This is a genomic window from Oceanobacillus sp. FSL W8-0428, assembly GCF_038004405.1.
GTDB lineage: Bacteria > Bacillota > Bacilli > Bacillales > Amphibacillaceae > Oceanobacillus > Oceanobacillus sojae.
This window is the reverse complement of record NZ_JBBORB010000001.1, coordinates 1440148-1466635: the sequence shown is the minus strand read 5'-3', so window position 1 is coordinate 1466635 and position 26488 is coordinate 1440148. Positions and strand designations below refer to the sequence as shown.

Genomic DNA, 26488 nt, shown 5'->3' with positions numbered 1-26488 from the left:
AATGTTTCGATGAAGTTCCCCACTTATTACATCTAACCATAATATATTCATTTGATAGTCTAGATTATATCCATTTGAGATTATCCATGCTGTCGTTTTACTGTATGTCCTGTGATTTCATTTTATCTAATTCTTTATTTCTACGTTTACTAAGAGCTACTCTTCCTTCATGCCATTCCATAGCCAGAACAATCATCCCAACTAAAAGAATCAGCGCATAGGCAAGGACACTTTCTATTCTTCCTATATATAAGCTCCATGTTAACCAGAAAACAAGGAGAACAGGAATAATCGCTCCCCAATAAACTCTATTTCTGGTTGAGAGAAAATACTGTATTGCCAGAAATCCTGCAATTATAAACGCATCATAAATACCAAATCCAAACGTTATTTTTCCTCCTTTTCCTGTTTATACTTTTCAATAATTAATTTTGCTTCTTCAAGATTGATACGATCATCGATGGAAAGCTGTTTAATAAATTTTATAAACTCTTCATTATCCTTGGCATGATTTAATTTTATCTTTTCAATCAGCCTATCCAGCTTAATTCTTACTGTGGGATAAGAGACAGCATAAATTTTCGCAACCTTCTTTAATGAGCCGGAGTTCATCACGAATTTTTTAATGCACTCTAAATCTTCCTCGTCTAAGGATAAAATCCAATCTGGTACATTTTTGATATCCATATAGTCTCACTCCTCAATATTTAACGAATTATTAACCAACACAAAAAAAGCCAGGACAGTAGAAGTCTTTTAACCCAGCAAATTATAGCGAACATAAATTATGTGAATAACCGCTTAGGAATATATACTATACTTTCTTCTAAAGCCCGTATATATTTCCTGCATTTTTTACACATTCTCCGTTATTGGGGTTAAACTCTTTTCCTCTTGTCCCAGCCCTGCCAAACATATTAAAAAAGCAGATGCCTCCTTAATTTAAGAAGCATCTGCTTTGATCTATCCATAGAGCATTATTAATAGACAGCAACCACTATCCTCTTCTAGCACCCCGTCCACCACGCTTGGATTCAGTGTGCTTTTTCAAAGAGGCTAAACGATCCTCGGAATCCTTTAGGAAACGATTCATTTTGGACTCGAAGTTCTCCGTGCGTTCTTTTTGACTCTTTTGACGTACTTGTGGGCGATCTTTCGCCTTTCTAATGGACAGGCCGATTTTGCCATCCTTTTCAACATTAATGACTTTAACCTTTACTTCATCTCCAACCGTTAAATGTTCATTAATATCTTTGACATAGTTGTCTGCAACCTCACTAATATGAACCAGACCTGTTTTTCCTTCTTCTAACTCCACAAAAGCCCCAAAATTAGTGATTCCGGTTACTTTTCCTTGCAGCTTGCTGCCTACTTCAATTGACATAAAAGAAATGCTCCTCCTTAAAAGATTAAATGTTCTTCAATATATAGTATATTAATCAAAATAAAAAGTGTCAATATGATGGGTCTTCATCAGGCAATTTAAATATTAATTCTCCTTCATTTGAGAAGAAATAATTAGTTCTGGCAATCTCAAGAACATAATCTTCGTCCTTCAGGAGCTCAATTTCATTATTTAAATCCGATTCTTCCTGCTTTAAATCTGCAAGCTGCTGCTCTAACTGTTCATACTCGTCCATTTTATCCGCTTTAATCGACCGCTGACTGAAATGATAGACTGACATACTTCCTATGATCACCGCAACAACTAATGCATACAGTACCAACCTTCTGGTAAGGCGCTGTTTTTTTCTATTCTGTCGCTCTATGTACGCATCGTACTGGTGTACGGACTTAGAATGAAGTTTTGTTACTTTCTTCTTTCTTTCTTCCACAGCTGTTACCTCCTCCGATAAGACTGAATCCATCTAAGTGACGTTTAAAAAGTCCAATTAAAATGACACGGCGAATTTCTTCGTTAGCTTGCATCTCCATTACTCACGTATTTAAAAGCATACGTTCCGTTACTCAATACTTCGCTGCCTCAAACTTCTTGATCCTTTTAATCGGACTTTTTAAACACGTATTTATAAACTATATTCTGTATTTTACTATAAAATCCTGCAATTTGCAGAAAGAAATTTTGAATTGGTTTTGGAAAAAGGCGAAAAAGGCCTGTCCCTATCCACCGCAAAGGAGTAAATAAAAAAAGAAACAACCATATAATTATTTTCATAACTCCGATTAGTATTGCTTTTATCATACGATAGAACGTGAAGAATATCCACCGCAAAGGAGAAATAAGCAATATTTTTATCAATTTTTCTATTCCCTGATAAATTGCTTTAAAAATTCGGATCAAACGTTCTAATAACCTTTTGTATACTTGTTTTGCCAATGCCTGATAAGCAGAAAAACCAAAGAGGCTTGCTAGTACAATATAGATTCTGAGCTCTCCTTGATTCACCCGGTATAATATATAAAATAAAATGCCCGCCTGCATCATCCAAAATAATATTTCTAAAAAGTACGTTAAAAATAACCGCCCCTTCCAGTAAACTGTGAAGCGACGGAAGGTTTCCTGAGCAATACCTAAATAAAAACCGCTTAAAGCCATCGTGATAAGTGTTAGAAATTGCGTAGATAAAGTCATCGGAATAACTTGCTAAAGAACCCTTTAGCTTTCTCCTGCTGCTGGTCATCTACATAGGAAAGCTCATATATTTTTCCTTTAATAGTGACAATCCCTTCTGTCACGTCTAAATTCTTTAACTGTAAATTTTGTCCGCGGATAATTAAATACCCCATCACTGTTTCTAACAGAAATGCTTCGTTATCAAAGCTGTCTACTTCTTTAACGCCTGTAATTTCAAGGTTTTTTCGTTTGTCTATTTTCACGGTATGCTCTTGTTCAATATGATTTCTTACATCTTTATTCTCATAATAATTCATATAAAAACCCTCCCTATCGTTAATAGCTTATGATGGGAGGGACAAGTATAGAACTATATTTCTACTGCTCTAATTTCTCTTCTTTAACAATCTTATAAAGCGTATCTGCTTCGTCTTTACGGACATTTTCCCGCAAAGCGTTCACTTGTATAGTAACGAGTTTTTGACCAAACCGGATGATAAGCTCGTCTCCTTCAGAAAGAACAGTAGAAGCTTTCGCCGCATTACCGTTCACAGTAATTCTTCCTTGATCCGCTACTTCCTTTGCTAGAGTACGCCGCTTAATTATCCGGGATATTTTTAAAAATTTATCTAATCTCATCATCAATTCTCCTCTGTTAGCTTTTGTTTTTTCTTCGCTTCTTCCCAGTAAGCATCCATTTCCTGCAGAGAGGCTGTTTTAGGTGTTTGATGGTTTTCTTTCAGTTTTTCCTCTATATATTGAAACCGGCTGATGAATTTCCGGTTGGCACGCTCTAATGCCACCTCAGGATTTACTTTATAGTATCTGGAAATATTCGCTAAGACAAATAAAACATCCCCAAGCTCCTCTTCTACATCCGTAAATTCCTTTTCCTCGACCGCCTCGATAACCTCATTTATTTCTTCCTTCAGCTTCTCCCAAACTTCCTCTACACGTCCCCATTCAAAGCCGACCTTCCCTGCTTTGGAGGTAAGTTTATATGCTTTTGCCAAGGAAGGAAGATTTGACGGGATACCATCCAATATAGATTCTCTTTCTTTTCCCTTTTCCTGTTTCTTCAGCTCTTCCCAGTTCTGCAGCACCGCTTCTTCTGTATCTGCTACTGTTGATGAAAAGACATGCGGATGGCGATAAATCATTTTATCAGAAATCGACTGAATCACATCATCTATCGTAAAATAACCATTATCCTCGCCAATCTGACTATGCAATAAAATATGCATCAGCAAATCGCCAAGCTCCTCAACAATATGGTCATCATCCTCTTCATCAATCGCTTCAATCAGCTCATAAACTTCTTCAATGGTATGATGACGGAGGGATTCATGTGTCTGCTTCTTATCCCAGGGGCATCCGTCAGGACCACGTAAAATCGCCATCACCTCTCGTAAAAATGCAAACGTATGATGAAGATATCCTTCTGGAGCTGGCGGAATATAGAGCGTGGTTAAATTACTTATTTCCATCCGGTGATCCAACTCTTCCAACGAGACTTTTTCAATTTTTTCTGTGTTGCTCCCAGCTGCCTCTACGATATAAATTTCATAATCGGATGGCAATTCTTCTAATAAAGTCAGCTTGACCTCAGACGCGATAAATGTATCATACACCTGACAAACAAATAGATGATTTCGCAAATTAAGCTGATTACGTTTGAAATCTGTTCCATCTACGAACTGAAAGCCTTCGATAGGATCAATCTTCATCGCTGTGAACAAATCATCCAAATAACTTTGCCCACCGGCAATTGACACTTTAATTTCCTGTTGACTCAGCAAAAGTTGAACGGTTTTCTCCGCCAGCATGGGATGACCTGGAACAGCATAAATTACATTATTCTCACTTGTTTTCGCGGCTTCTATCAGCTTTTCTGTAATACGCTCATACACCATTCCAAACTGCTCTTCCTCTTCGTAAAGCTGATCAAAGGACGTAAAAGAAACTCCTTCTGCTTCCAATACTTCAATTACGGGATGATCTAATGTTCTTGCATAAATCGTCTGCTGTGTCTTTATTAATTTTCTATATACACCAAGCGGCAGCTGCTCTAAATCTCCTGCCCCCAGTCCAATGACTTCTATTTGCTTCAAGGTTGTTTCCTCCCTTTGTAAATACGTAACAAGTACTCTGATTTCGGTAAAATCTTAATCTGATTTTCAGTTAATCCGCCAGTCTTAAGCAAGACAAAGAGGAATAGGCCTGCTCCTGATATGGAGATAAAGATTACATATACAAGCAGCAGGATTCTTACATCCATTACATGTGAAGAGAATATCCTTTGTACCACCAACAGATAAATTATCATCGCTAAGCTCGCCGTGGCTAAACTTCTCCAGGAAATCGAACGGTATAATGGCATGCCTGGCAGTTTCCGGTATAGCTCTATAATTACAAGCAACAATAACACACCCAGACTGGAGACCGTGGCTATACTCGCTCCATAGACACCATAAATCGGTATTAGAATCAAGTTGCTGCATACCTTTACCACAAATGAGATGCCGATAAATACGGCTGTCCGCACAATCATGCCCAGGCTCTGTAAAATAGATGCACCGATAATAGAGATGGTAGACATTACAATAGCCACAATTAATAACCTTAGTTCACTCGTTCCCTGCGTATTCTTATAAAGTAGTTGATTGACCTCTGGAAAAATAATAAATAAGCCCAAAACCGCACCTGCAGCGATAAAAATACCAACATGCATTGCTGTCTGAATATAGTTGGTTACCTGTTTTTTCTGATCTTTTAATTTCTGGTGACTGATTGCCGGTATAATTGCCAGGGCAATAGATGACCCAATAATTGTCACCATCTGTATAAGCGGCTGTCCCCGGTCAAATACGCCCTTCATCTCCTTGGCCTCTATTTCTCCTGCTCCACTTGCTATTAATTTCGGCACAAACGTAAACGCGTCCGCTAATTGCATTAATAAAAGTGTCATATGATTCATCGCAGCAGCTATCCCAAACAGCAGGAGGATTCTTAAATAGTTCTTCCATGGAACTGCTTCTTCCAAGGAAGGTATGCCTACCACTTCATGTGAATCATTTTGATTTTTATAGTTTAAAAATAAAAGAATGGCGAGTGCACTAAAGCCTCCCAGCAAGGATGCCAGCACCGCTGTTATTCCAATAGCATAAATTTGCAAAACTCCTTGGCCGACCAGCCACGCCCCCACAATAATTATACATACACGAATCAGCTGTTCTCCAATTTGAGAAAGGGCAGTAGGGGCCATCTCATACCTGCCCTGCTGTATTCCTCTGAGTATTGCCACAGCCGGAACAACCAAAAATAATATTGCAGCCAACTGATATAACCCAATAAAATGCTCATCACCAGCCATTTCAGCTAATAATGGTGCAGAAACATAAATTACTGCTGTAAGTATGATATGAAAACTCCCAAGGATTAGAAGAATAGGGCGATAAAAGCCTTTCCAGGTTAATACTTTTCCCTTTTCGATTTCTGTCGCCGTCAACGAAGAAATTGCTGAAGGGAATCCATATAATGCAAGCATCGTCGCAATTCCTAACAACGGATAGAGCTGTTGATACATATAAAATCCAATATCCCCTGTCAGGTTTTGCAATACAATACGATAAACGGCACTAAACACTTTACTTATCAAACCGGCGATACTCAGTAAAAGCGCACCTTTAACCAACCGGCTTGTTTCATTATCTGACATGACGAATTTTTCCTTTTCCAAATGAATTTATCTCAGTATATCATATCAGGGAGAAAAGCACTTGGTCTTTAAAACCCTGACATTCTAATCACTAAGATGCCTACCTCAATCTCTCTGCTATATTTTCGGATCTGCCTACAAAAAAGAAGCTTGTACTCTAGATTGGAGGGTAACCTAGAGAAAGCTTCTTTTTGAAAAAGTATGAATGAGGGGCGGTCTATTCCATTTGTTTAGCCAGAAAAACAGATGCAGTCTCTGCTGCCTTCTGCTCTACCTTACTCAGTTTATCTTCTTTAGAGAAAATCATCACACAGCCAATTGGATCACCGTTGGCAATAATAGGATGAATCGAATAAGAGTGCAGCTCCTGCTCATTTCCATCTACAATTTCTACCTGAGACTTATCACCTTCATAAACGGGTGAACGTCCTTCAATAATATTAGTAATATAGCTGCTTAATGATTTATTTGCGTACTCTTTTTTAGACTCTCCTGCTACTGCAATAATTTCATCGCGATCTGTAATAATAACCGGCGATTGTAAAGATTGAAACAATGCCTCTGCATATTCTTTAGCAAAATGGCCTAACTCACTGATTGGTGAATATTTTTTTAAAATAACCTCTCCCTCACGATCAACGAAAATTTCAAGGGGATCTCCTTCACGGATACGCAGGGTTCTCCGAATTTCCTTTGGCACCACTACTCTCCCTAAATCATCAATACGTCGCACTATTCCTGTTGCTTTCATCTAAGTATCCTCCCTTTCTAAATGACGATTCTGACTTGGATGGAAAGTCTTCCCTCCATAATTCATCACCGGTTGTTGTAATAGTATTAATCAACCAGAAATAACTATACATTCCAAATGAAATTTTTGTTATTTTTTTGGAGGAGATGAAGATAAAAGCAAAAAATAGAATTTTAAAACCTTATTTATTCATAATTACTTGATAGCCTCTCGCTGTCCCCCATGTAATAAGTATATTAGGTTCCCTCTATACTGGTCGGATTATCAAGTAGTGCTCTACTTCTTCCTTGCTTACACCTCTTAAATCATTTGATAATAAAAAATCAATATTTTCTTGAGAAGGTATTAAAAAAGCTGCTCCCTGGAATAGAGAGCAGCTTTTCACTGGTAAACCATATTTTTACCGAGTTACATTACTTAACTGTTTAATAAATTCGACCACAACATCGTGACGTTTATAGGCCTTGTCATTACTCCATTTAATACCTGCTTTTAAGTTTTGATTTTCTGTGCCCAGGCTGATTTGACGGTCAAATTGATTAGCCACTTCAAATAATTTAGAGCCATCAATTTCCTGACTTCTTCCTTCATCAATCAGCATCGTAATTTTCTTTGGAGCCTCTGTGATAGATTGGACACGCTGTTGTTTAGCGTGCATTCTCATAATGCTCACGGTGAATAAATTTTCAACCTCTGCAGGATAATCTCCAAAGCGGTCAATTAATTCATCTCTCAGATCCTGTACTGCTTCTGGACTATCCAAGTTTTGGAACTGCTTATACATTTCAATTTTCTGCTTCTCATCCTTTAAGTACTCATCCGGAATATACGCATCAATTTTCAAGGAGATTTCCGGCTCAAACGGCTTGATATCCTCTACTTCTTTTCCTTCTTTACGGGCATCGATTGCATCCTTCAACATTTGAGAGTACATATCAAACCCTACAGAATCAATAAAGCCATGCTGCTGCGCACCTAGTAAATTCCCTGCACCACGAATAGATAAATCACGCATTGCAATTTTAAATCCAGACCCGAGCTCCGTAAATTCTTTAATTGCCTGCAATCTTTTCTCAGCAACCTCTGTTAATACTTTATCACGCTGATATGTGAAGTAAGCGTAGGCTACGCGATTGGAACGTCCGACACGCCCTCTTAGCTGATAAAGCTGACTCAGTCCCATATGATCAGCATGATTGACAATTAATGTATTCACATTTGGAATATCGACACCTGTTTCAATAATGGTTGTACTGACTAAAATGTCATATTCTCCTTCAATGAAGCCGATAATAACATTCTCCAGTTCTGATTCATTCATTTGCCCATGGGCAATAGCCACTCGCGCATTTGGCACAAGCATCCCAATATCACGAGCCATTTTTTCAATATTTTCCACCCGGTTATGCAGGAAGAACACCTGGCCGCCTCTGGACATTTCCCGATCCACTGCCTCACGGATAAAGGATGGATTATATTCCATCACATATGTTTGAATCGGGAATCTATTTTCCGGTGGTGTCTCAATAACAGATAAATCCCTCACACCGAGCATAGACATATGCAATGTTCTCGGAATAGGGGTTGCTGTCAGTGTTAAAACATCTACATTAGTTTTCAGCTGTTTAATTTTTTCTTTATGCTTTACACCAAATCGCTGCTCCTCATCGACAACAAGTAAACCTAAATCCTTATATTGGACGTCCTTTGATAAGAGACGATGCGTTCCTACAACAACATCCATATTTCCATCCGCCAGACCTTTTACTGTATCGTTTGACTGCTTACGTGTACGAAAACGGCTTAATAAGCCAATATTAATCGGAAAATCCTGAAATCTTTCACGGATTGTCTCATAATGCTGCTGCGCCAGAATTGTTGTTGGCACAAGGATAGCTACCTGTTTTCCATCTGCTACTGCTTTGAAAGCTGCACGGATAGCTACCTCCGTTTTCCCGTAACCTACATCTCCGCAAAGTAAACGATCCATTGGCCTTTCTTTTTCCATATCTTCTTTAATTTCTGCAATACAACGGAGCTGATCCTCTGTTTCCTGATAAGCAAAGGAAGCTTCAAATTCCCGCTGTAATTCAGAATCAGGTGAAAAAGCGTACCCTTTCCGGGATTCACGTTCCGAATACAGCTTGATTAAATCATCGGCAATATCCTCGACAGAGCTTTGTACCTTCCGTTTTACTTTTGTCCATTCCGTACCGCCCAATTTGTAAAGCTTCGGTTCTTTTCCTTCTGAACCAACAAATTTCTGAACTAAGTCAATCTGGTCAATCGGCACGAACAGCTTATCATCTCCAGAGTAACGAATCAGCATATAATCCTTATGCAGCTTATTAACCTCTAAGGTTTCAATTCCCAGGTATTTTCCGACACCATGATTTGCATGCACAACGTAGTCGCCGACTTTTAACTCCTGATAGTTTTTAATTCTTTCCGCATTCGAAATCTTCGGCTGTTTTCTGGAGCGTTTCATACGCTTTTTGAATAGCTCATTTTCTGTAATAATTGCCAGCTTATGCATCGGGAATTCAATACCCCCGTGCAGATGGCCAACGATAATTGTCGGCTTTTGTATAGGGAGTTTTAATTCATTCTCCACTTGTGTTTCAATATCATAATCTTCTAAAATGGAATGCACTTTTTCGGCACGCTGTTCATTTGGCGTGAGAATAATAACAGAATAATCTCCTTTTTCCCAACGCTTTAATTCATTTTTAAATAAAGGCATCTGTCCATGAAATTCCTGCATCGTTCTGGTCGATAGATTAATAACGTTTTGCGGATTGGTATTCGGGATATGCCGCATAAATACAGACATATATACACGCGGATGCGAAATGTCATCTATCAGTGTATTCCACGCGAAAGAAAACTGGCTGCCCCGGACCATTTTATTTCCTTCCAACAGCCCTGTATACCATTCCAGTTCCTCATGATCTAAGTTTGTTGCTGTTTCCTGAATACGGCTCATTTCGTCAAAAAAGACAACGCCATTCTTTGGCAAATAGTCTAATAAACTAGCGGGCTCGTCATATAAATAGCCGATGTATTTATACATCCCCTGAAAACGAGTCAATTGTTTAAATTGTTCAATATCCTGACCAATTATCTCAACAAGATCTTCACGATCAGCAGGTTTTTTGACTTTTTTCAATGTATCTGAAAGTGCATCTTCCAGTCTTTCTGCCACTTTCAACATTTCTTGTCTATCTATTAGTAATTCCGTGGCAGGATTGATGGTTACCTCTTCCACTTTATCTAAAGAGCGTTGTGATTCCGCATCAAAAAAGCGGATAGAGTCAACCTCCTCGTCAAACAATTCAATACGAATCGGATGCTTTTCCGTGATTGGATAGATATCAATAATCCCCCCGCGCTGACTGAATTCACCGGGAGCAGTAACCATAGAGGTGCTTTCATATCCCATCTCTACCAGAGAACGCAAGTAAACCTCCATTTCAATATCCTTGCCAACTTGAAATAGAAGCTGATATTTATTCCAATATGATTTTGGAGGCAGCATCCTTTTTAATGCTGCAACAGGTGCAATTAATATCCCTTTATCTTTACGCGTCCAAGCTGTTAATGCTTCAATTCGCTGTGCACGCAGTTCCGGACTGGCTACAGCCATTTCAGAGGCTATTAACTCATTAACAGGATAAAGATAAACACCTTCATCATTTGTCAGCTCCGCCAAGTCATCATATAGCTGCTGAGCCTGAGCTAATTGATGCGTAACAATTAATAAAGGACGATTCATTGATTGATATATAGTGGACAGGAGCAGACTTCTGGCAGAACCGCTTAAACCGGCAACCATCTGCTCTTTTATGCCTGCAAGCAATCCATCCATAATTGACTGTATATCTTCCTGTGATTTTAAATAACTATGAATTGCTTTCATTCGTATTTCCCCTCTAAATTGTTAAAGTATTTTTAGAAAATTTGGCACCCGTTAATCCTTAAAAGACGCAGAATTGACCGACTTTTAAGGATTAACCAGCCAGTTAAAATCGTTTAATCTATGCAAATAAGAAGGGTTTTTACCCCTCCTATTCGTAAAAAACGCTGATTGCGTATAATCATCAAAAAAACATAATAAAAATTTTTAAGAAAATGGTATATATGGTCATATATTTATTCATAAAATGATTACAAGAACCGAAATGCAGAGCCCTTGCAAACTTTCACTTGTCGGCTCTAAGGCTTTATTTGCTGAAGCTGAATGTGGCTATTTTTGAATAAAAATCAGCTTATGTTAAAAATATCATAAATATAATCATTCATCTATTGTAAGAAATGATCTAATTCATGATAATCCGGATGCGTTTCAAGAGCCTGTTGGCAGTGTTCGCAAATGACTTCCAAACGGAAATCACCGTCTTTTTCAAAGACTATCATTTCTGATATATCCTGCTCTTCTATAAGGTCAAGAAAACGTAAGGACAGATCAATTTCTGTATGATTCAACACACCCAGTTCTTTTCCGCAATGCCGGCAACCATAGTAGATAACCATCTCATTCACCTCGATTAAAACTAAGAAGTTTTAAAGCACAGGATATTCCTTATTGGAAAGGATCTCTGTACTTTTTATTTAGTTTTAACCGAGGGGAATAAGAATATACCTTGCTTAAAACAAAGGTATGCTTTATTGATTAAAATCATTCATCACTTCTATAAAAGGTTTACCATTTACCCAGGCTTCAACAGCATCAGCTGCTTGTTGGATACTTTGGCTGACAGCCTCTTTTTCATCCTTTGGAAACTTCCCTAATACATAATCCACGACAGGCATTGCATTTACCGGCCTTCCTACTCCTAACCGCACACGCTTAAATTCCTTCGTGCCTAAATGATCAATGGTCGAACGCACGCCATTATGCCCGCCATGACCGCCTTTTTGCCGCAGTCTGATTTTGCCGGCGGGTAAGTCCAAATCATCGTAAATCACAACAACATCATCTGTATCTATATTATAATAATCCATCAATGGCCGAATTGATTCTCCGGATAAGTTCATATAGGTTTGCGGCTGTAATAATACAATCTTTTCTCCATTGAAATGTTCTATCGCATATTCTCCATGAAACTTGGAATTGTTTAATTTCCAGCCATGTCTTTGTAATAACTCATCAATTGCACAAAAACCAATATTATGACGTGTTTTCTTATATTTTCTGCCGGGATTCCCAAGCCCTACGATTAACTTCATTACCTTGCCCTCACTTCTAAAAACACATTTTCTTGAAAACACAACAACCCTTCTTTACACATATTTATATCATATGAGTAAAGAAGGGAGGTATTACTTATACATTCTATATATTGTTAAATGAAAGAAATTATTCTTCCTCTGCTTCGTCTTTCTCTTTAATAACTTCCGGTTCTGCATTCTCATCTGTATCTGTTTCTAAATCTTCTTCCGTAGTTGGAGGTACAACTGAAGCGATTGTTGTATCTGGATCATCTAAAAACTCATAGTTTCCAGTTACTTTCAAGTCAGAAATAGATAAGCTGTCGTTCACATCCAGTTCAGAGACATCTACTACGATTTCCTCTGGAATATCGTTTGGTTTTGCACGGACTTGGACTTCATAAAATGGCTGCTGTAATACGCCGCCTTCTTTTTCGCCTTTTGATTCACCCTCCAGGCGAAGAGAAACCTCAACGTCCATTTCTTCAGACATATTTACGATATAGAAATCGGCATGAAGTAAATCATCCTTTATCGGATCAATTTGATAATCGTGCAGCATAACATCAACAGAATCACTGCCTTCGACTTGAAGAGAAATGACTGCATTCCTTCCTTCATCCCGAACTGTTTTGACTAAATCTACACTATCCACAGAAACTGTCTTGGGATCTTTATTTTTCCCATAAACAACCGCCGGGATTCTACCGCTGTTTCTAATTTCGTTTGTTGCTGATTTTGCAAGATCTTCTCTTTTTTGTGCGTTTAATTTTACTGCCATTCGTATCACCCTCCAAGTTGATTAAAAAAATAATATGAAACATCGTCATTTATTGCGATTTTGCATCATTTCTTTTTCTCAATAAAATAAACGGTCAGTATAATACATACCCCAAAATGGAACAACTTAAACATTAAATTTAGAAAAGCGGAAAGCGCCTGGTTAAAAACGTAGAGATTGGAGCGGCACAACTGAGATAAAGGAAACACGGTGAGGTAACGAACCGATGTTGACTTATCGTAGGGCGTGACGTGAAATCTCCTAGTTTTTGGCGCTTGGAGCTGGACAGCTCTATTTCCAGCCGAAGAAATTCCCTCTGCTAAACAACATATTTTATTTATTAATCAAAAAGAATACTTACAGATTGCATTTCATGAACACGGATAATTGCCTCGCTGAGAAGAGAAGCAACCGATAGTTCAGTAATTTTATCAATACACTTTTCTTCTGGCAAAGGAATCGAATCTGTGATGACAAGCTCTTTAATTTGTGAGTTATTAATCCGCTCAATTGCAGGACCAGAAAGTACCGGATGTGTACAGCAAGCATATACTTCTTTGGCGCCACTTTCAATTAATGCGTTTGCTGCCAAAGTAATTGTTCCTGCAGTATCGATCAGATCGTCAATTAAAATAGCCGTTTTTCCTTCAATATTACCAATAATGTTCATAACTTCTGAAACATTCGGACGCGGACGGCGTTTATCAATAATACCGATAGGTGCTTTTAAGCGATCGGCCATTTTTCTGGCACGGACAACACCGCCATGGTCCGGTGAAACAACAATTACATCTTCTAAATTTTTCTTCTCAAAATAAGTAGCTAAGATTGGTACACCCTGTAAGTGGTCAATAGGAATATCGAAGAAGCCTTGAATTTGAGGTGCATGCAAATCAAGCGTAATCATACGATTTGCTCCTGCTTTTTCAATTAAATCCGCTATTAATTTTGCTGTAATTGGCTCACGCGCTCTCGCTTTACGATCTTGACGTGCATAACCGTAGTATGGCATCACAATATTAATTGATTTGGCAGAAGCGCGTTTCAAAGCATCAATCATAATAAGCAGCTCCATAATATGCTGGTTTACCGGAGCAGAAGTAGATTGGATGACATAAACGTCAGATCCACGGACACTTTCTTCAATATTAATTTGTACTTCTCCATCACTAAATTGTGTTACCGTACATTTCCCTAATTTTGTGCCGATTTGAGCTGCGATTTTTTCTGCTAATGCTTCATTCGAATTTAACGAAAATACTTTCAACGATGAATCCTTATAACTGGATGACATTCAATTAACCTCCATGATTTTATAGTTTATTTTTTAAACTTTTTAGCATATCCTTCTTTGTTTTCCTGCTTCGATCTTGCAATGGATAATGCCTCATCCGGCACATCTTTTGTAATTGTCGATCCTGCTGCAACGTAAGCACCTTTTCCAACTGTGACTGGTGCAATTAAATTTGAGTTACATCCAATAAACGAATCATCTTCAATTGTTGTCAGGAATTTATTTTTACCATCATAATTTACTGTAATTGTACCACAGCCGACATTTACGCGCTCACCCACATTAGCATCGCCAATATAACTAAGATGAGAAACTTTGCTGTTATCACCGAGGTTTGTTTTCTTAAGCTCTACAAAGTTACCGATTTTCGTATCATTACCGACATTGGACGCTGGACGGATATGTGCATACGGGCCAATATTAACCCGATTGCCTATGCGGCTGTCCGCAGCAACACTAAATCGGATATTTGTGTCTTCTCCAATTTCACAATCTTTAATTTCTGTATGCGGGCCAATTTCCGAACCGGTTTCAATGGATGTTTCCCCTTTTAGAATCGTTCCCGGGTGGAGGTACACATCAGAAGCAATCTTTACATCAGGGCCGATATACGTATTATCAGGATCCGCGATGGTCACACCATTACGCATATGCAGCTCATTAATACGTCTTTTCATAATTTTTTCAGCTTCACTTAACGCTACACGGTCATTAATACCGATTGTCTCATTAAAATCAGCTGCTACATAAGCGCTGATACGCTCGCCCTGGTCACCTAAGATTTTTATAACATCTGGTAAGTAATATTCACCTTGTGCGTTGTCATTAGAAACTGATTTTAAAGCTTCAAATAATGCTTTATTGTCAAAGCAATAGGTTCCTGTATTAATTTCTTCAACCTCTAATTCAGCTTCTGTAGCATCCTTATGCTCGACAATTTTCTCTACTTCTCCCGCTTGATTTCGAATAACTCGTCCGTATCCGGATGGATCATCTGCGAAAGCTGTCAATATACTTGCTTTAGAGCCCGTTTGTTCATGATGCTCAAACAATTTTCGGAATGTCTCTGCCCGGATCAAAGGAGTATCCCCGCAAGCCACAATGGTTACACCTTCTTTATCCTGCAACAGTTGTTCAGCCTGCATCACAGCATGTCCCGTACCCAGCTGCTCTTCCTGTACTACAAAGTCACTCGAATCTCCAAGCTGTGTTTTTACCTGATCTGCTCCAAACCCGACAATGGTAACTATCTTATCTAATTGTGTCTGTTGCAATTGATCCACAACATGCTGTACCATTGGTTTTCCAACTACAGGATGAAGTACTTTATATAACTTTGATTTCATCCTTGTTCCTTGTCCTGCTGCTAAAATTACAGCAAATCGATTCGCCATTCGGAAACCTCCATCATCTCTAAATATCCATTTAAAAATATATCGTAAAAAAAACCTTATTTCAATAAAATTGTAGATTTAATCTCTATTAGTGCGTGTTCAAAAAATTCGATAAATAGGACCAAGAAGTTCAAGGCGACTAGCTTTTTACGAACGGAGCGTATGCATTATAATACGTGAGTATCGGAAAAAGCTAGTCAACGAAGAAATTCGCCGTGTCATCTTTATTGGATTTTTTGAACATCCTCTATTATCTATGTTATCATATTTTATTTTTTTCGTGGTAATTGATTCACAAATTAATAAGTCAAAAACCCTGAAAAAAATTCCAATTACAGATAAAGTAAAATACTATAACCGGAATTCGTATCTTCATACTACATAAAAAAGCAATGGAAGTTAATTAACTTCCATTGCTGCTTTGACTAAACATGTCTATTTTAACTGTTTAAATCACATGCTATATGATGTTTTTATTCAAGCATTATTCATTAGCCAAGCTGAGCCTGATGAAGGCGGCTGTACATCCCTTTCTGCTGCAATAGCTCTTGATGTTCTCCCTGCTCCTCAATTCCATCTTTTGTTAACACAATAATACGATCTGCGTTCTTTATAGTTGCTAACCGGTGAGCAATGACTAATGTTGTCCGTCCTTTAGAAAGTTCTGCCAGTGATTGCTGAATAGCCAGCTCTGTTTCTGTATCCAGAGCCGAAGTAGCTTCATCCAGAATTAAAATAGGCGGATTCTTCAAAAACATACGTGCAATTGATAAGCGCTGCTTTTGACCGCCCGACAATTTAACGCCTCTCTCGCCAATTACCGTATCTAAACCATCTGGCTGTGTATCAATAAATGTTTTTAACTGGGCTTTTTCTGCAGCCTCTATAATTTCTTCATCGGTTGCATCAAGCCTGCCATAAGCGATATTCTCCCGGATCGTACCAGAGAACAGAAATACATCCTGCTGTACGATGCCAATCTGATTCCTCAGAGAATGCAGGGTAAAGTCCTGGATATCATGGCCGTCTATATAAATATGTCCTTCCATTACCTCGTAAAAACGTGGCAGTAAACTGCATAACGTTGTTTTCCCTGCACCTGAAGGACCAACAAAGGCAACTGTTTCTCCCGGCTGAATCTGCAGATTTATACGATGGAGAATATGCTCTGCTGGATGATAACCAAAAGATACATTTTCATAACGAACCTCTCCATGAACCGGAATATCCTTCGCTTCAGGGCTGTCCGCAATGTCAGGGTTCATATCCATTACTTCTGTATAGCGCTTGAAGCCGGCGAAGCCCTTTGGATAACTTTCAATAATTGCATTTATCTTCTGTATAGGAGCTAACAAAATATTCGATAAAAGTAAAAAGGCAACAAATTCACCGTAGGTCATGGAACCATTGATGACAAACCAGGTTCCGAACAGTAACGTAAATAAAGTAACAACACGCATCAAAAAATAATTAGACATAATATTCTTCGCCATAATCCTGTAAGAAGCCAGCTTGGTTTGACGATACCGCTCATTGTTCTCCGCAAATTTATCCTGTTCATATTCTTCATTAGCAAAGGCCTGAACAACACGAATTCCGCCAATACTGTCTTCCACTCTGGAGTTTATATCTGCAATATCGTTGAACATCATACGGAATGTTCCCGTCATCAATTTATTAAAATAAATCGCAAAGATCATCAATAAAGGAATAACAATAAAGGAAATGACTGCCAGCGGCCAATTGATACCAATCATAATCATAAAAGCACCTATCAAAGTCATGATAGCAACAAAGGCATCCTCCGGGCCATGGTGAGCCATCTCTCCAATTTCTTCTAAGTCCTTTGTTAAACGCGAAATGGAATGACCTGTTTTATTATTATCGAAATGACCGAATGACAGCTTCTGCATATGGCTAAACAGCTTCTGACGCATATCTGTTTCTATATTAATCCCCAGTCTGTGTCCCCAATACGTCACAACATAATGCAGGAACGTATTAATTCCATAAATCATCAGGAGGGCAACACACGCCCAAATAATAAGCGACCAATCCCCCTGTGGCAAAAGCCGATCAATTACCCGATTAACCGCCAACGGAAAAGCAAGTTCTAATAAACCGACTAAAATAGCACAAGTAAAATCTAAAATAAAAAGCCCTTTGTAAGGCTTATAATAAGAAAAGAAACGTTTAATATATTCCATAGGAACGAACCTCCTTCCAGTTCTGATTCTCTTTTTATCAGCTGATTACATTATTTAATTTATCACTGTGCAGCTGGCTGCAATTTTTAAAGATGTTACGACAACGTTTTTTGAGAGGCGAGTAACTACAGACCCGGCCCAAGTCCATCACGAGCTTAGCCTTTTTCTTTAGTATAGTAGGGATGAAAAGAACTCCCCCTGCAAAGAGCTTTACTTTATCAGCTCAGCAACTAATTTTTTATTACGTTTTTTAAATATATCGTTGTGTGAAGATACCATCCCTGATTCAAATGCATCAGGCTCTACAAACTGTTTTGCTTTATTTACTGCATTTACGGCATCCTGAAAAGCTCCTGCAATTAAATGAACCTTGCCATCGTACATAATCACATCTCCAGCTCCATATATACCTGGTATAGAAGTCTCGCTGAATGGGCTGCCGGCAATAAAATATTCATTAGCCATTTCAATCTGCAACTCGCTTTCCTCCAGCAATTTCTTCTCCCGGACAAACCCGTGATTAACTACTAATTCGTCAATTTCAATATGGGATAATTGATTTGTCAAACTGTGCTTTAATTCAACCTGCTGGATATACTCACGTGTCTCGTTGGCAACTAAACGCTGGATATCCGTATCAAATAAACAATCTACGGAACTATTCATTAATTGCGTTACATGCGCCTCGTGGGCATTGAGTTCATTTTTCCGATACACCAAATAAACCTTTCGTGCAATCGGCTCCAGTTCATTTGCCCAATCCACTGCTGTATGTCCTCCACCTGAAATAAGCACCGTCTTATCCTTAAATCGTTTCAGTGATTTAATCGTATAGCTCAAGTTTGAAATCTCAAATTTCTCTGCTCCGTCAATTTCCAGTTTTTGCGGGTTCAGAATACCGCCGCCAATAGCAAGAATGACTGTCTTGGAATAGTGCTTTTCTCCTGAGGAAGTATCAAGTATAAATATCCCTTGTTCATCTTTGGAGATTGCAGTTACTTTTTCATTACAGACAATCGTTGGATGAAAGGTTTTAGCCTGTTCGATCATTTGCTCAATCAGCTGCTCACCAGAAACCGGTGTTAACGCTCCAATATCCCAAATCATTTTTTCCGGATACACATGAACCTTTCCACCCAGATGCTCCTGATATTCAATCACTTTCGTCTTCATTTCCCGCAATCCGCTGTAAAAAGCAGAGAAGAGACCTGCCGGGCCCGCTCCAATAATGGTTACATCATAAATCTCTGGACTTTTCATCAGATAACCTCCTTGTGTGCTTTTCAAAATAAAATAGATAGTAAAAGGAAAGAGAGCTTGCTTCCCCCTCCTTTTTCAATCAAATTTATTTAAATAATTCCGGATACATTTCTTCCGCCAATATTTCCATTCCATCAAGCGCATTGTAGCTATATCCAAACATGTAGTTGTAATCTACTGCATAAACCTGTTCATTCTGAATGGCCTTCATACTTGAAAGCTTCTGATTATTATATAAGCCTTCCTTTATTTTTTCTGCATTTTCAGGATCATTGTCTATCCAGGTAGGAATAATCAATACATCCGGATCTGTTTCAATTAATGTCTCAATGCTTACCTCTCCTGTTTCACCTTCAAAGGCATTTGTAAGCTTTATTTTACTAAATACATCATTAAAGAAATTCTCTCCACCTGCAGCATATACAGAGACCTCATTCGGATCCGTCATGTGTAAATAGACAAATGTTTTGTTTTCTTCAATACTCGATAAATTATCAATGATAGACTGTTCCTGCTCTTTTAATTGCGAACTAAATGCTTCTGCCTCTTCCTGTACGTTAAAAATTCTTCCTAAATTCTCAATATCTTTATAGATAGATTCATAGGTTGCTCCATCTATGGAAGATTCCAGTACATAGGTACTCACATCCATTTCATTTAAGGAATCTACCGTTCCAACACCCCAATCATCGTTTGAAAATAAGCCTCCGCGGCCAAAGACTAAATCTGGATCTGTTCCTAAGGCCACTTCTTTGCCTACATAAGAATCACTTAAAATGTTCAAGTCATTATAATCCTCTTCTACAGTTGGATCTGGCGCACCAAAGCTGGCACCAACACCAGCAATTTTATCCTTTAAGCCTAAATGCAATAATAGCTCAGCTGCGGGTCTTGTATTTGCCATTACCCGTTCGGGGGCCTGTTCAAAAACTTGATCCTTTTCTTCCCAAGCCGAACCGCCTTCAGGCAGAGAATAGTTACTGATTGTTACTGGATAATCCTCCGCTGCTTCCCCTTCTTCCACTGCGTTACCCTTCGTGCTGTTGCCGCAAGCTGCTAATATAGTGATGACAGAAAAAACTGTCAATAAAAGTAAATATTTTTTCATGTTCCGGCCTCCTGTTATATTTGATAAACAAATCCAAGCTGATTTGTTATCGGATTTTTATATGTTTCACATTTGATTTGGTATAATTCACTGATCGTTTCTGGTGTTAATACCTCTTCCGGTGTTCCAGACGTATAGATTCTGCCGCCCTTCATCGCATAGAGATAATCGCAATATTGGGCCGCTGTCTCTAAATCATGCAAAGCCGCCAGGACACCTATATTTAATTTCTTAACACATTGTAAAATTTCCAGTTGATAACGAATATCCAGATGATTGGTTGGTTCGTCCAGAATCATAAATTGCGGCTGCTGTGCAATCGTACGGGCCAAAATCGTTCGCTGCTTCTCCCCACCTGATAAGGACAAATAACTTCTATCTTTATAATCCAACAAGTTGGTTTGTCTCAACGCATCTTCAACAATATCTATATCCACTTGATTATCCACCTCTAATAATCTCTTATGAGGTGTTCTCCCCAGCAGCACCATTTGCTCTACTGTTAAATCAAAATGCATTTCATTAAACTGGCCAACCACACCAAGCTTTTGAGAAATCTTCTTTTGAGATGTTTTTAAAACGTCAATATCTCCTAAAACAACTGTCCCTTTATGTGGAGGGAGACTTTTATAAATGCTTTTCAGCATGGTTGATTTCCCGCAGCCATTCGGTCCTACAACGCCTACAAACTTCTGATTATCGACGAGCAGTGAAATATTTTTAACAATTTCCTTTTTTCCCAATTTTGTCTCCAGACTTTCTACTACCAGCTGCATATACTACCCTCCAAAATTATAGCCTTTTTTCACAATCATATAGATAAATAACGGAGACCCAATCACCGAAGTGAGAATCCCGATAGGAAGCTCTACATTTTCTACCAGCACTCTTGACAGTACATCTGCCCACATAAGGAAAAGACCGCCTAAGAGCAATGATGCCGGCATTAGCCGTTTATGATCTGAGCCAAACAAACCCCTGCATATGTGCGGAATGATCAAACCGACAAACCCTATCATCCCAGAGTAGGCAACCATTGTACCGGTAATCAACGCTGCGATGATCATATATAATTTACGAAACACACTTAAGTTAATCCCTAAAGTTATCGCTGATTCGTCACCTAATAACATCGTATTTAAGACACGATGCTGGAAAAGAAAGAGAAAACAGCCGGCCAGGACAATAATCGCCATAATTGGTACCTTGCTCCAGCTTGAGGATGCCAGACTTCCCATTGTCCAGAAAGTCACACTCTTGATTCCTTCTGCATCATTAGCGAAGAAAATAACAAGGCTGGATAAGGAGCTGCACAAAGCACCGATAACTACACCGGACAATACTAATTTTATGGAAGTCACCTTGCCGCCAATACTTGACAATACAAGAACAAGAATAGAAGTAGCCATCGCTCCGGCAAAGGCACCAAATGCCACACCAAACTGTGACAATACAGTTCCGCTGCCAAACCCTACAAGGATAGCAAAGGTAGCTCCCAATGAACCTCCTGATGAAATCCCGAGTATGTAGGGGTCAGCCAGCGGATTCTGCACGATAGCCTGCATTACCACTCCGCACAAAGAAAGGCCCATACCAATGAGTAAGGCGAAGACAACGCGAGGCATACGCACTTGCATAATAATATTGGTATATGAATCACTCTCCACCTGATCTAAAGATCCCAAATGCCCGTTAGTAATGGTATGTAGTACAATCTGCATAGATTGCTGAAACGGAATGGAAACCTGTCCAATGGAGACCGAATAAACTGCAGTAATTGCGATAGCGCAGATAAGAAAAATCAACGCAAACACATAAAAAACTTGCTTTTGTCTGACACTGCTGCCTTTTTCCGTATTCAAATTTTCACCTCCCACCTCCCATCCACCTAATTGATAATGAGAATCATTTTCATTATAGATTAAGGATTCTATTTTGGCAATCTGTTTTTTATATATTCATTTTAATATGATAAATTATTCCAAATTTTACATAGAATGTTCAGACCTTTTACACTGTGCCGCTGGGCCTTTCATAATATTCAGTCCTGGTTTGGGCATTTAATGAAAACCTGATAAGGAAAGGATATTTGAAATGGAGAAGGTTTGTAGAAAAGCTTGTTGTATAGAGCTTGTTTCTAGTGGTTTGATACGAAACACAACTGTAAACAGAAATTGATTTATAGTAACAATTTAATACTTTCTTTTGAATAACTAGTGCTTGACCATTAGCTTTATAACTTCGAACAAAAAAACTGAGGCTCCATTTTTTACTCCATGAAACCTCAGCTTTCACTGAATTTATTACAATATTAATTTCCAGATTTTAGCAATAAATAAAAAAAGATTCCCAGGTCCATACATTTATCCTGATTGGTAATCCACCAAAAAAGATAAACATCTAATACACCTGCTTCTACATCCTGCTAATCCTGCTTAATACTTTTCTCGGCCAGCAGATAGTTGACCCTGCCGCTAAATTATTCTGCATGATACCTGAAATAGTCTGATGCACAGAAAAAGAAGGCAAATCTTTATCCAGATTTCTGCCTTCTCGTCTAATCGCCCTCTAGTGTCACTTCAGGAAACGCCTGCTTCTTCTTTATAGTCTAGTCCTTCTTCTTTTTCACGTTGATACTCCCCTAAAACAGCCTCTTGAATTTTTGAGCGTGTTCCAGAATTAATTGGGTGAGCAATATCTCGGAACTCCCCATCTGGCGTCCGCTTTGAAGGCATCGCAACAAATAGTCCATTATTCCCGTCAATGACACGGATATCATGGACTACAAATTCATTATCTAATGTGATTGAAGCAATAGCCTGCATCCTTCCATCTGTTTTTACGCGGCGTAATCTTACGTCTGTTACCTCCATGATGTTTCACCACCTTTGTCCTAATCAAAAATCATTATTCATACTTATGTACTTCAACATAAATTACAAAAATCCTTCTTAAAAATACCAAAAAAATAAAATATTTTAAATTTATTCTTCCGTGTACCTATAATTACATTTCCTTTCGACATATCTAGTCATTATTATCCACCTTTTTCTTACAGTGACGAAAACAATCAGATTTTAGCCTTTTTAAGAAAAATCAAATATCCCAGGTATTGGATATTATTATCATTTATAATTTATATGAATATATTATTACAATTTAACTAGTTACGAATGTATTATTCCCAATGAAATACATTATCCTTCCAAAAAATAAAAACAGATCCTTGACTGATAGACAGTTGAAGATCTGTTTTTATCTGACATTTCTATATCAGGTTTCCATTTGATAATTTCCCGGCTGTACAGAAACTTGATGATTCTGTATATCAACCGGAGAGATTTTTAATAATGAAATATAATCTGTAATTACTCTTTCATCTTCTTCATCATCTGCTTCTGCTAACACGCCGACAGCTTGTACCGTTGCAGAAAACTCTTCTAAAAGACTCTTTATACCTGTAATGGTTCCTCCAGCTTTCATGAAATCATCAATAATACATACATTGGCTCCATCAGGCAAGCTTCGTTTTGGCAATACCATTGTCTGTATTTTTCGGGACGATCCGGAAACGTAGTTGATACTTACAGATGACCCCTCTGTTACTTTTGGATCTCTGCGCGCTATAATAACAGGGACATTTAAAAATGATGCTGTTGCATACGCTAAAGGAATTCCTTTTGTTGCGACAGTTACGATGGCATCAATCTTTAAATGAGCAAAGCAAGAGGCAAAAACACGGCCGATTTCCCGGACCAGAACCGGATCACCAAGAATATCACTCATATAAAGATATCCTCCAGGGAGAATTCTGGAAGGGTCTTCTAGCTTTTTTTGAAGGGATGATATAAACTCCTTACTGGCTTCAGCTGAGCTTGTAGGAATATACTTTACACCTCCGCCTGCACCAGTAGTTCTTTCTAAATACCCTAGACCTTTATTTTCAAAAACTTCATGTATAATATCTAAATCCTCACTTATTGATGACTTTGTTGTATCACAAAGCTCTACAAAGTAAGGCAATTGAATATGTTTCCTCGGGTTTTCTAAAAAATACTCTGTTAACACAACCAACCGATTACTTCTTTTCAAAATCACACCTCAAATCCGAATGTTCTTTATATAATATAGCATTTTCATATGAATTTTAGCAATGCTTATCCCAACATTCGGATTAATTGCACGTCATTACAAAAGCCTCGCATGCTGTTATATATTCGGAGTGCCTTTCGATGATGCTTCAATAACCCAAATACCGTTGGCCCGCTGCCGCTCATCATCACACCTTCTGCACCCGCAAGCTGCATAGCTTCCTTCAGTCTCGCTACCTCTGGATGCATAGAAAAAGTAATTGGCTCCAATGCATTTCCGAGGTGATTACAAAGCTTCGAAAAATCCCCTTCATGCAGGGCTTCAAGTATCTGCTTCGTATTGGGGTGCTTTAATTCAGGGATTTTAATCTGATCAAATACAGTATAAGAAGATACGCCCATATCCGGTCTGGCAAGAACAACCCAGCAGGTAGGCGGTGCAGGTAAAAGTTCAATACACTCACCATATCCTTTTGCTATTGCTGTTTTACTGTAAACACAAAAAGCAATATCCGCTCCTAACTCAGATCCCAGATCAGCTAATTCAGCTAATGGAATATCCAGGCCCCATAATCTATTGAGTCCTCGTAAAACCGCTGCTGCATCCGCACTGCCTCCGGCTAATCCTGCTGAAACAGGAATCGATTTATCAATTCGGATATGGACACCTTTTTTTATTTTGTACGTCTCTTTAAATAAAACCGCTGCTTGATATGCTAAATTTCTTTCATCGCTTGGTACATAACGGCTTTCCAACGACAATTGAATTTTATCTGCAGGTAATTCCCGCAATTCTAAACGATCTGCTAAGTCAATCGTCGTCATTACCATCTCAATATCATGATATCCGTCTTCCCGCTTATTTAATACATCTAATGACAAATTTATCTTAGCAGGTGCCTTCTCCATTACAAGCATCTTCATTCACATCCTCAAAGCGTTGGAAATTCGTTCGTTCACCTATTTAAAATCATATATATACGTCCCTTAAAGTTCGTGTTCAAAAAGTCCAATAAATAGGACCAAGAAGTTCAAGGCGACTAGCGTTTTCCGAACGGAGCGTATGCTTATAATACGTGAGTAACGCTTTTGGTGGGAAGAGTAATCGCAGTCCCATCGGAAAATGCTAGTCAACACAGAAATTCGACGTATCATTTTTATCAGACTTGTTGAACCTCCTCTTAAAAATATATTTTATTGTATCATAATCAAAACACTGAGGCTAATCTTGTATGAAAAGGTGTGGAATCTGCAAAATACTTTTGGTCATAATTTATTATTGGTATGAAAAAAAGCAAGCCCCTTTTTAGGACTCGCTTTTTCTCATACTTTCCTCTGCCATCTCTATAGCCCTTTTTACCATATTTCCGGCATCACGGGCTTTTATTCCTCCCCAGCCTTCCTGCTGTACCGTATCGTAAAATCCTAATTCTTTCGCTATTTCTTCTTTCATCTGTGTTGACATAATCCCTCGTCTACCCATGTAAAAGCTCCCCTTTACGAATGAATATATTTCTCGATCGGCAATCATAGCTTATGTATTTTTACCTTCTTCACTCTCACAAGTATTAACCAGCAAAACCATTTCCTGCCCTTTTTTTGCATAAAAAAAACAGTAGACCAGATACTTGTCTACTGTTTAAAAATTATCGCTGAACTTCCTTCAACAAAATTCAGCTCTACCGTTTCTGTCAATATGTCTGTATAGCTGTATGAAACACGTTCGAATGCATTCTCGTCCTGGTCAAGCTCAACAATGAAAACAGAGGGATATGTCTCCGCAAGAACACCGCATCTTTCAACGGTTTTCCGTCTTCCACCATTCGCTCTGAGCTTTAACCGTTTACCTACCTGACCATCTAGACCTTGCTTAATTTCGATCAACGTTTTGCCCACTACACTCCACCTCACATATACTTATTTTAACATATACGCCGATGAAAAGTCAAATAAAAATTATAATTATATCAGCATATGTTTTTACTTGTCAACTATTATTTATGTCTATTTCTGATATTATTTGTCGTATCTCTATTTTTATACATAAATTGTCACAAAAAAATGCATAATGGGCTGATTTTATAAAAACAATTAAAAA

25 protein-coding genes are annotated in these 26488 nt (G+C 38.4%); all 25 read right to left on the bottom strand.

Annotated elements, in window-relative coordinates; genetic code table 11:
* Positions 1-387 precede the first annotated feature (387 nt).
* The 25 genes from MKY30_RS06520 to veg all read right to left on the bottom strand — a co-directional run bounded on the left by MKY30_RS06520 (position 388) and on the right by veg (position 26286).
* On the bottom strand, positions 388-687 hold the full coding sequence (locus MKY30_RS06520; RefSeq protein WP_147212222.1) for a DUF2089 family protein: 300 nt from the start codon (positions 685-687) through the stop codon (positions 388-390).
* A 310-nt stretch (positions 688-997) separates the two neighbouring features.
* Positions 998-1384 (bottom strand): S1 domain-containing RNA-binding protein, encoded by a 387-nt coding sequence (locus MKY30_RS06515; RefSeq protein ID WP_077602862.1) that lies wholly within the window; start codon positions 1382-1384, stop codon positions 998-1000.
* A 70-nt stretch (positions 1385-1454) separates the two neighbouring features.
* Entirely contained in the window at positions 1455-1835 is a 381-nt protein-coding gene (locus MKY30_RS06510; protein WP_147212274.1) for an FtsB family cell division protein, read from the bottom strand.
* A gap of 167 nt (positions 1836-2002) precedes the next feature.
* Entirely contained in the window at positions 2003-2593 is a 591-nt protein-coding gene (gene yabQ, locus MKY30_RS06505) for a spore cortex biosynthesis protein YabQ (protein ID WP_147212223.1), read from the bottom strand.
* A complete protein-coding gene (gene yabP, locus MKY30_RS06500) occupies positions 2590-2892 on the bottom strand; it encodes a sporulation protein YabP (RefSeq protein WP_147212224.1) in 303 nt (100 codons plus the stop codon). Before yabP ends, yabQ begins: the two co-directional genes overlap by 4 nt.
* Before the next feature lie 61 nt (positions 2893-2953).
* Positions 2954-3214 carry an RNA-binding S4 domain-containing protein gene (locus tag MKY30_RS06495; protein ID WP_147212275.1) on the bottom strand — a complete coding sequence of 87 codons (261 nt, stop codon included), beginning with the start codon at positions 3212-3214 and terminating at the stop codon, positions 2954-2956.
* Between the two features lie 2 nt (positions 3215-3216).
* Entirely contained in the window at positions 3217-4686 is a 1470-nt protein-coding gene (gene mazG, locus MKY30_RS06490; RefSeq protein WP_341083170.1) for a nucleoside triphosphate pyrophosphohydrolase, read from the bottom strand.
* Positions 4683-6293, bottom strand: coding sequence for a putative polysaccharide biosynthesis protein (locus MKY30_RS06485; protein WP_341083169.1), 1611 nt, complete (start codon positions 6291-6293; stop codon positions 4683-4685). Before MKY30_RS06485 ends, mazG begins: the two co-directional genes overlap by 4 nt.
* A gap of 217 nt (positions 6294-6510) precedes the next feature.
* On the bottom strand, positions 6511-7044 hold the full coding sequence (gene spoVT, locus MKY30_RS06480) for a stage V sporulation protein T (protein WP_077602855.1): 534 nt from the start codon (positions 7042-7044) through the stop codon (positions 6511-6513).
* Positions 7045-7444: 400 nt separating this feature from the next.
* Positions 7445-10963 (bottom strand): transcription-repair coupling factor, encoded by a 3519-nt coding sequence (gene mfd, locus MKY30_RS06475; RefSeq protein WP_147212227.1) that lies wholly within the window; start codon positions 10961-10963, stop codon positions 7445-7447.
* 383 nt (positions 10964-11346) lie between these two features.
* Positions 11347-11577, bottom strand: coding sequence for an anti-sigma-F factor Fin (locus MKY30_RS06470; RefSeq protein ID WP_147212228.1), 231 nt, complete (start codon positions 11575-11577; stop codon positions 11347-11349).
* Positions 11578-11709: 132 nt separating this feature from the next.
* Positions 11710-12273, bottom strand: coding sequence for an aminoacyl-tRNA hydrolase (pth, locus tag MKY30_RS06465; RefSeq protein ID WP_147212229.1), 564 nt, complete (start codon positions 12271-12273; stop codon positions 11710-11712).
* A 130-nt stretch (positions 12274-12403) separates the two neighbouring features.
* The gene (locus MKY30_RS06460; RefSeq protein ID WP_147212230.1) at positions 12404-13036 is read right to left on the bottom strand and encodes a 50S ribosomal protein L25/general stress protein Ctc; all 633 of its coding nucleotides are present in this window, start codon (positions 13034-13036) and stop codon (positions 12404-12406) included.
* A 340-nt stretch (positions 13037-13376) separates the two neighbouring features.
* A complete protein-coding gene (locus MKY30_RS06455; protein WP_147212231.1) occupies positions 13377-14330 on the bottom strand; it encodes a ribose-phosphate diphosphokinase in 954 nt (317 codons plus the stop codon).
* A gap of 26 nt (positions 14331-14356) precedes the next feature.
* Entirely contained in the window at positions 14357-15724 is a 1368-nt protein-coding gene (glmU, locus tag MKY30_RS06450) for a bifunctional UDP-N-acetylglucosamine diphosphorylase/glucosamine-1-phosphate N-acetyltransferase GlmU (RefSeq protein WP_341083167.1), read from the bottom strand.
* Between the two features lie 491 nt (positions 15725-16215).
* Positions 16216-17931, bottom strand: a complete 1716-nt coding sequence (locus MKY30_RS06445) for an ABC transporter ATP-binding protein (RefSeq protein WP_341083166.1) — start codon at positions 17929-17931, stop codon at positions 16216-16218.
* 210 nt (positions 17932-18141) lie between these two features.
* Entirely contained in the window at positions 18142-19191 is a 1050-nt protein-coding gene (locus MKY30_RS06440; RefSeq protein ID WP_341083164.1) for an NAD(P)/FAD-dependent oxidoreductase, read from the bottom strand.
* Between the two features lie 85 nt (positions 19192-19276).
* Positions 19277-20299, bottom strand: coding sequence for an ABC transporter substrate-binding protein (locus MKY30_RS06435; RefSeq protein WP_341083162.1), 1023 nt, complete (start codon positions 20297-20299; stop codon positions 19277-19279).
* Positions 20300-20313: 14 nt separating this feature from the next.
* Complete coding sequence (locus tag MKY30_RS06430) at positions 20314-21075, bottom strand: ABC transporter ATP-binding protein (protein WP_341083160.1); 762 nt, start codon at positions 21073-21075, stop codon at positions 20314-20316.
* Positions 21076-21078: 3 nt separating this feature from the next.
* Positions 21079-22077, bottom strand: coding sequence for a FecCD family ABC transporter permease (locus tag MKY30_RS06425; protein ID WP_371863313.1), 999 nt, complete (start codon positions 22075-22077; stop codon positions 21079-21081).
* Positions 22078-22878: 801 nt separating this feature from the next.
* A complete protein-coding gene (spoVG, locus tag MKY30_RS06420; protein ID WP_077602842.1) occupies positions 22879-23172 on the bottom strand; it encodes a septation regulator SpoVG in 294 nt (97 codons plus the stop codon).
* 400 nt (positions 23173-23572) lie between these two features.
* The gene (purR, locus tag MKY30_RS06415) at positions 23573-24391 is read right to left on the bottom strand and encodes a pur operon repressor (protein WP_147212238.1); all 819 of its coding nucleotides are present in this window, start codon (positions 24389-24391) and stop codon (positions 23573-23575) included.
* 65 nt (positions 24392-24456) lie between these two features.
* A complete protein-coding gene (ispE, locus tag MKY30_RS06410; protein WP_147212239.1) occupies positions 24457-25314 on the bottom strand; it encodes a 4-(cytidine 5'-diphospho)-2-C-methyl-D-erythritol kinase in 858 nt (285 codons plus the stop codon).
* A gap of 382 nt (positions 25315-25696) precedes the next feature.
* On the bottom strand, positions 25697-25873 hold the full coding sequence (locus MKY30_RS06405) for a small, acid-soluble spore protein, alpha/beta type (RefSeq protein ID WP_077602839.1): 177 nt from the start codon (positions 25871-25873) through the stop codon (positions 25697-25699).
* A gap of 149 nt (positions 25874-26022) precedes the next feature.
* On the bottom strand, positions 26023-26286 hold the full coding sequence (gene veg / locus MKY30_RS06400) for a biofilm formation stimulator Veg (RefSeq protein ID WP_147212240.1): 264 nt from the start codon (positions 26284-26286) through the stop codon (positions 26023-26025).
* Positions 26287-26488 lie beyond the last annotated feature (202 nt).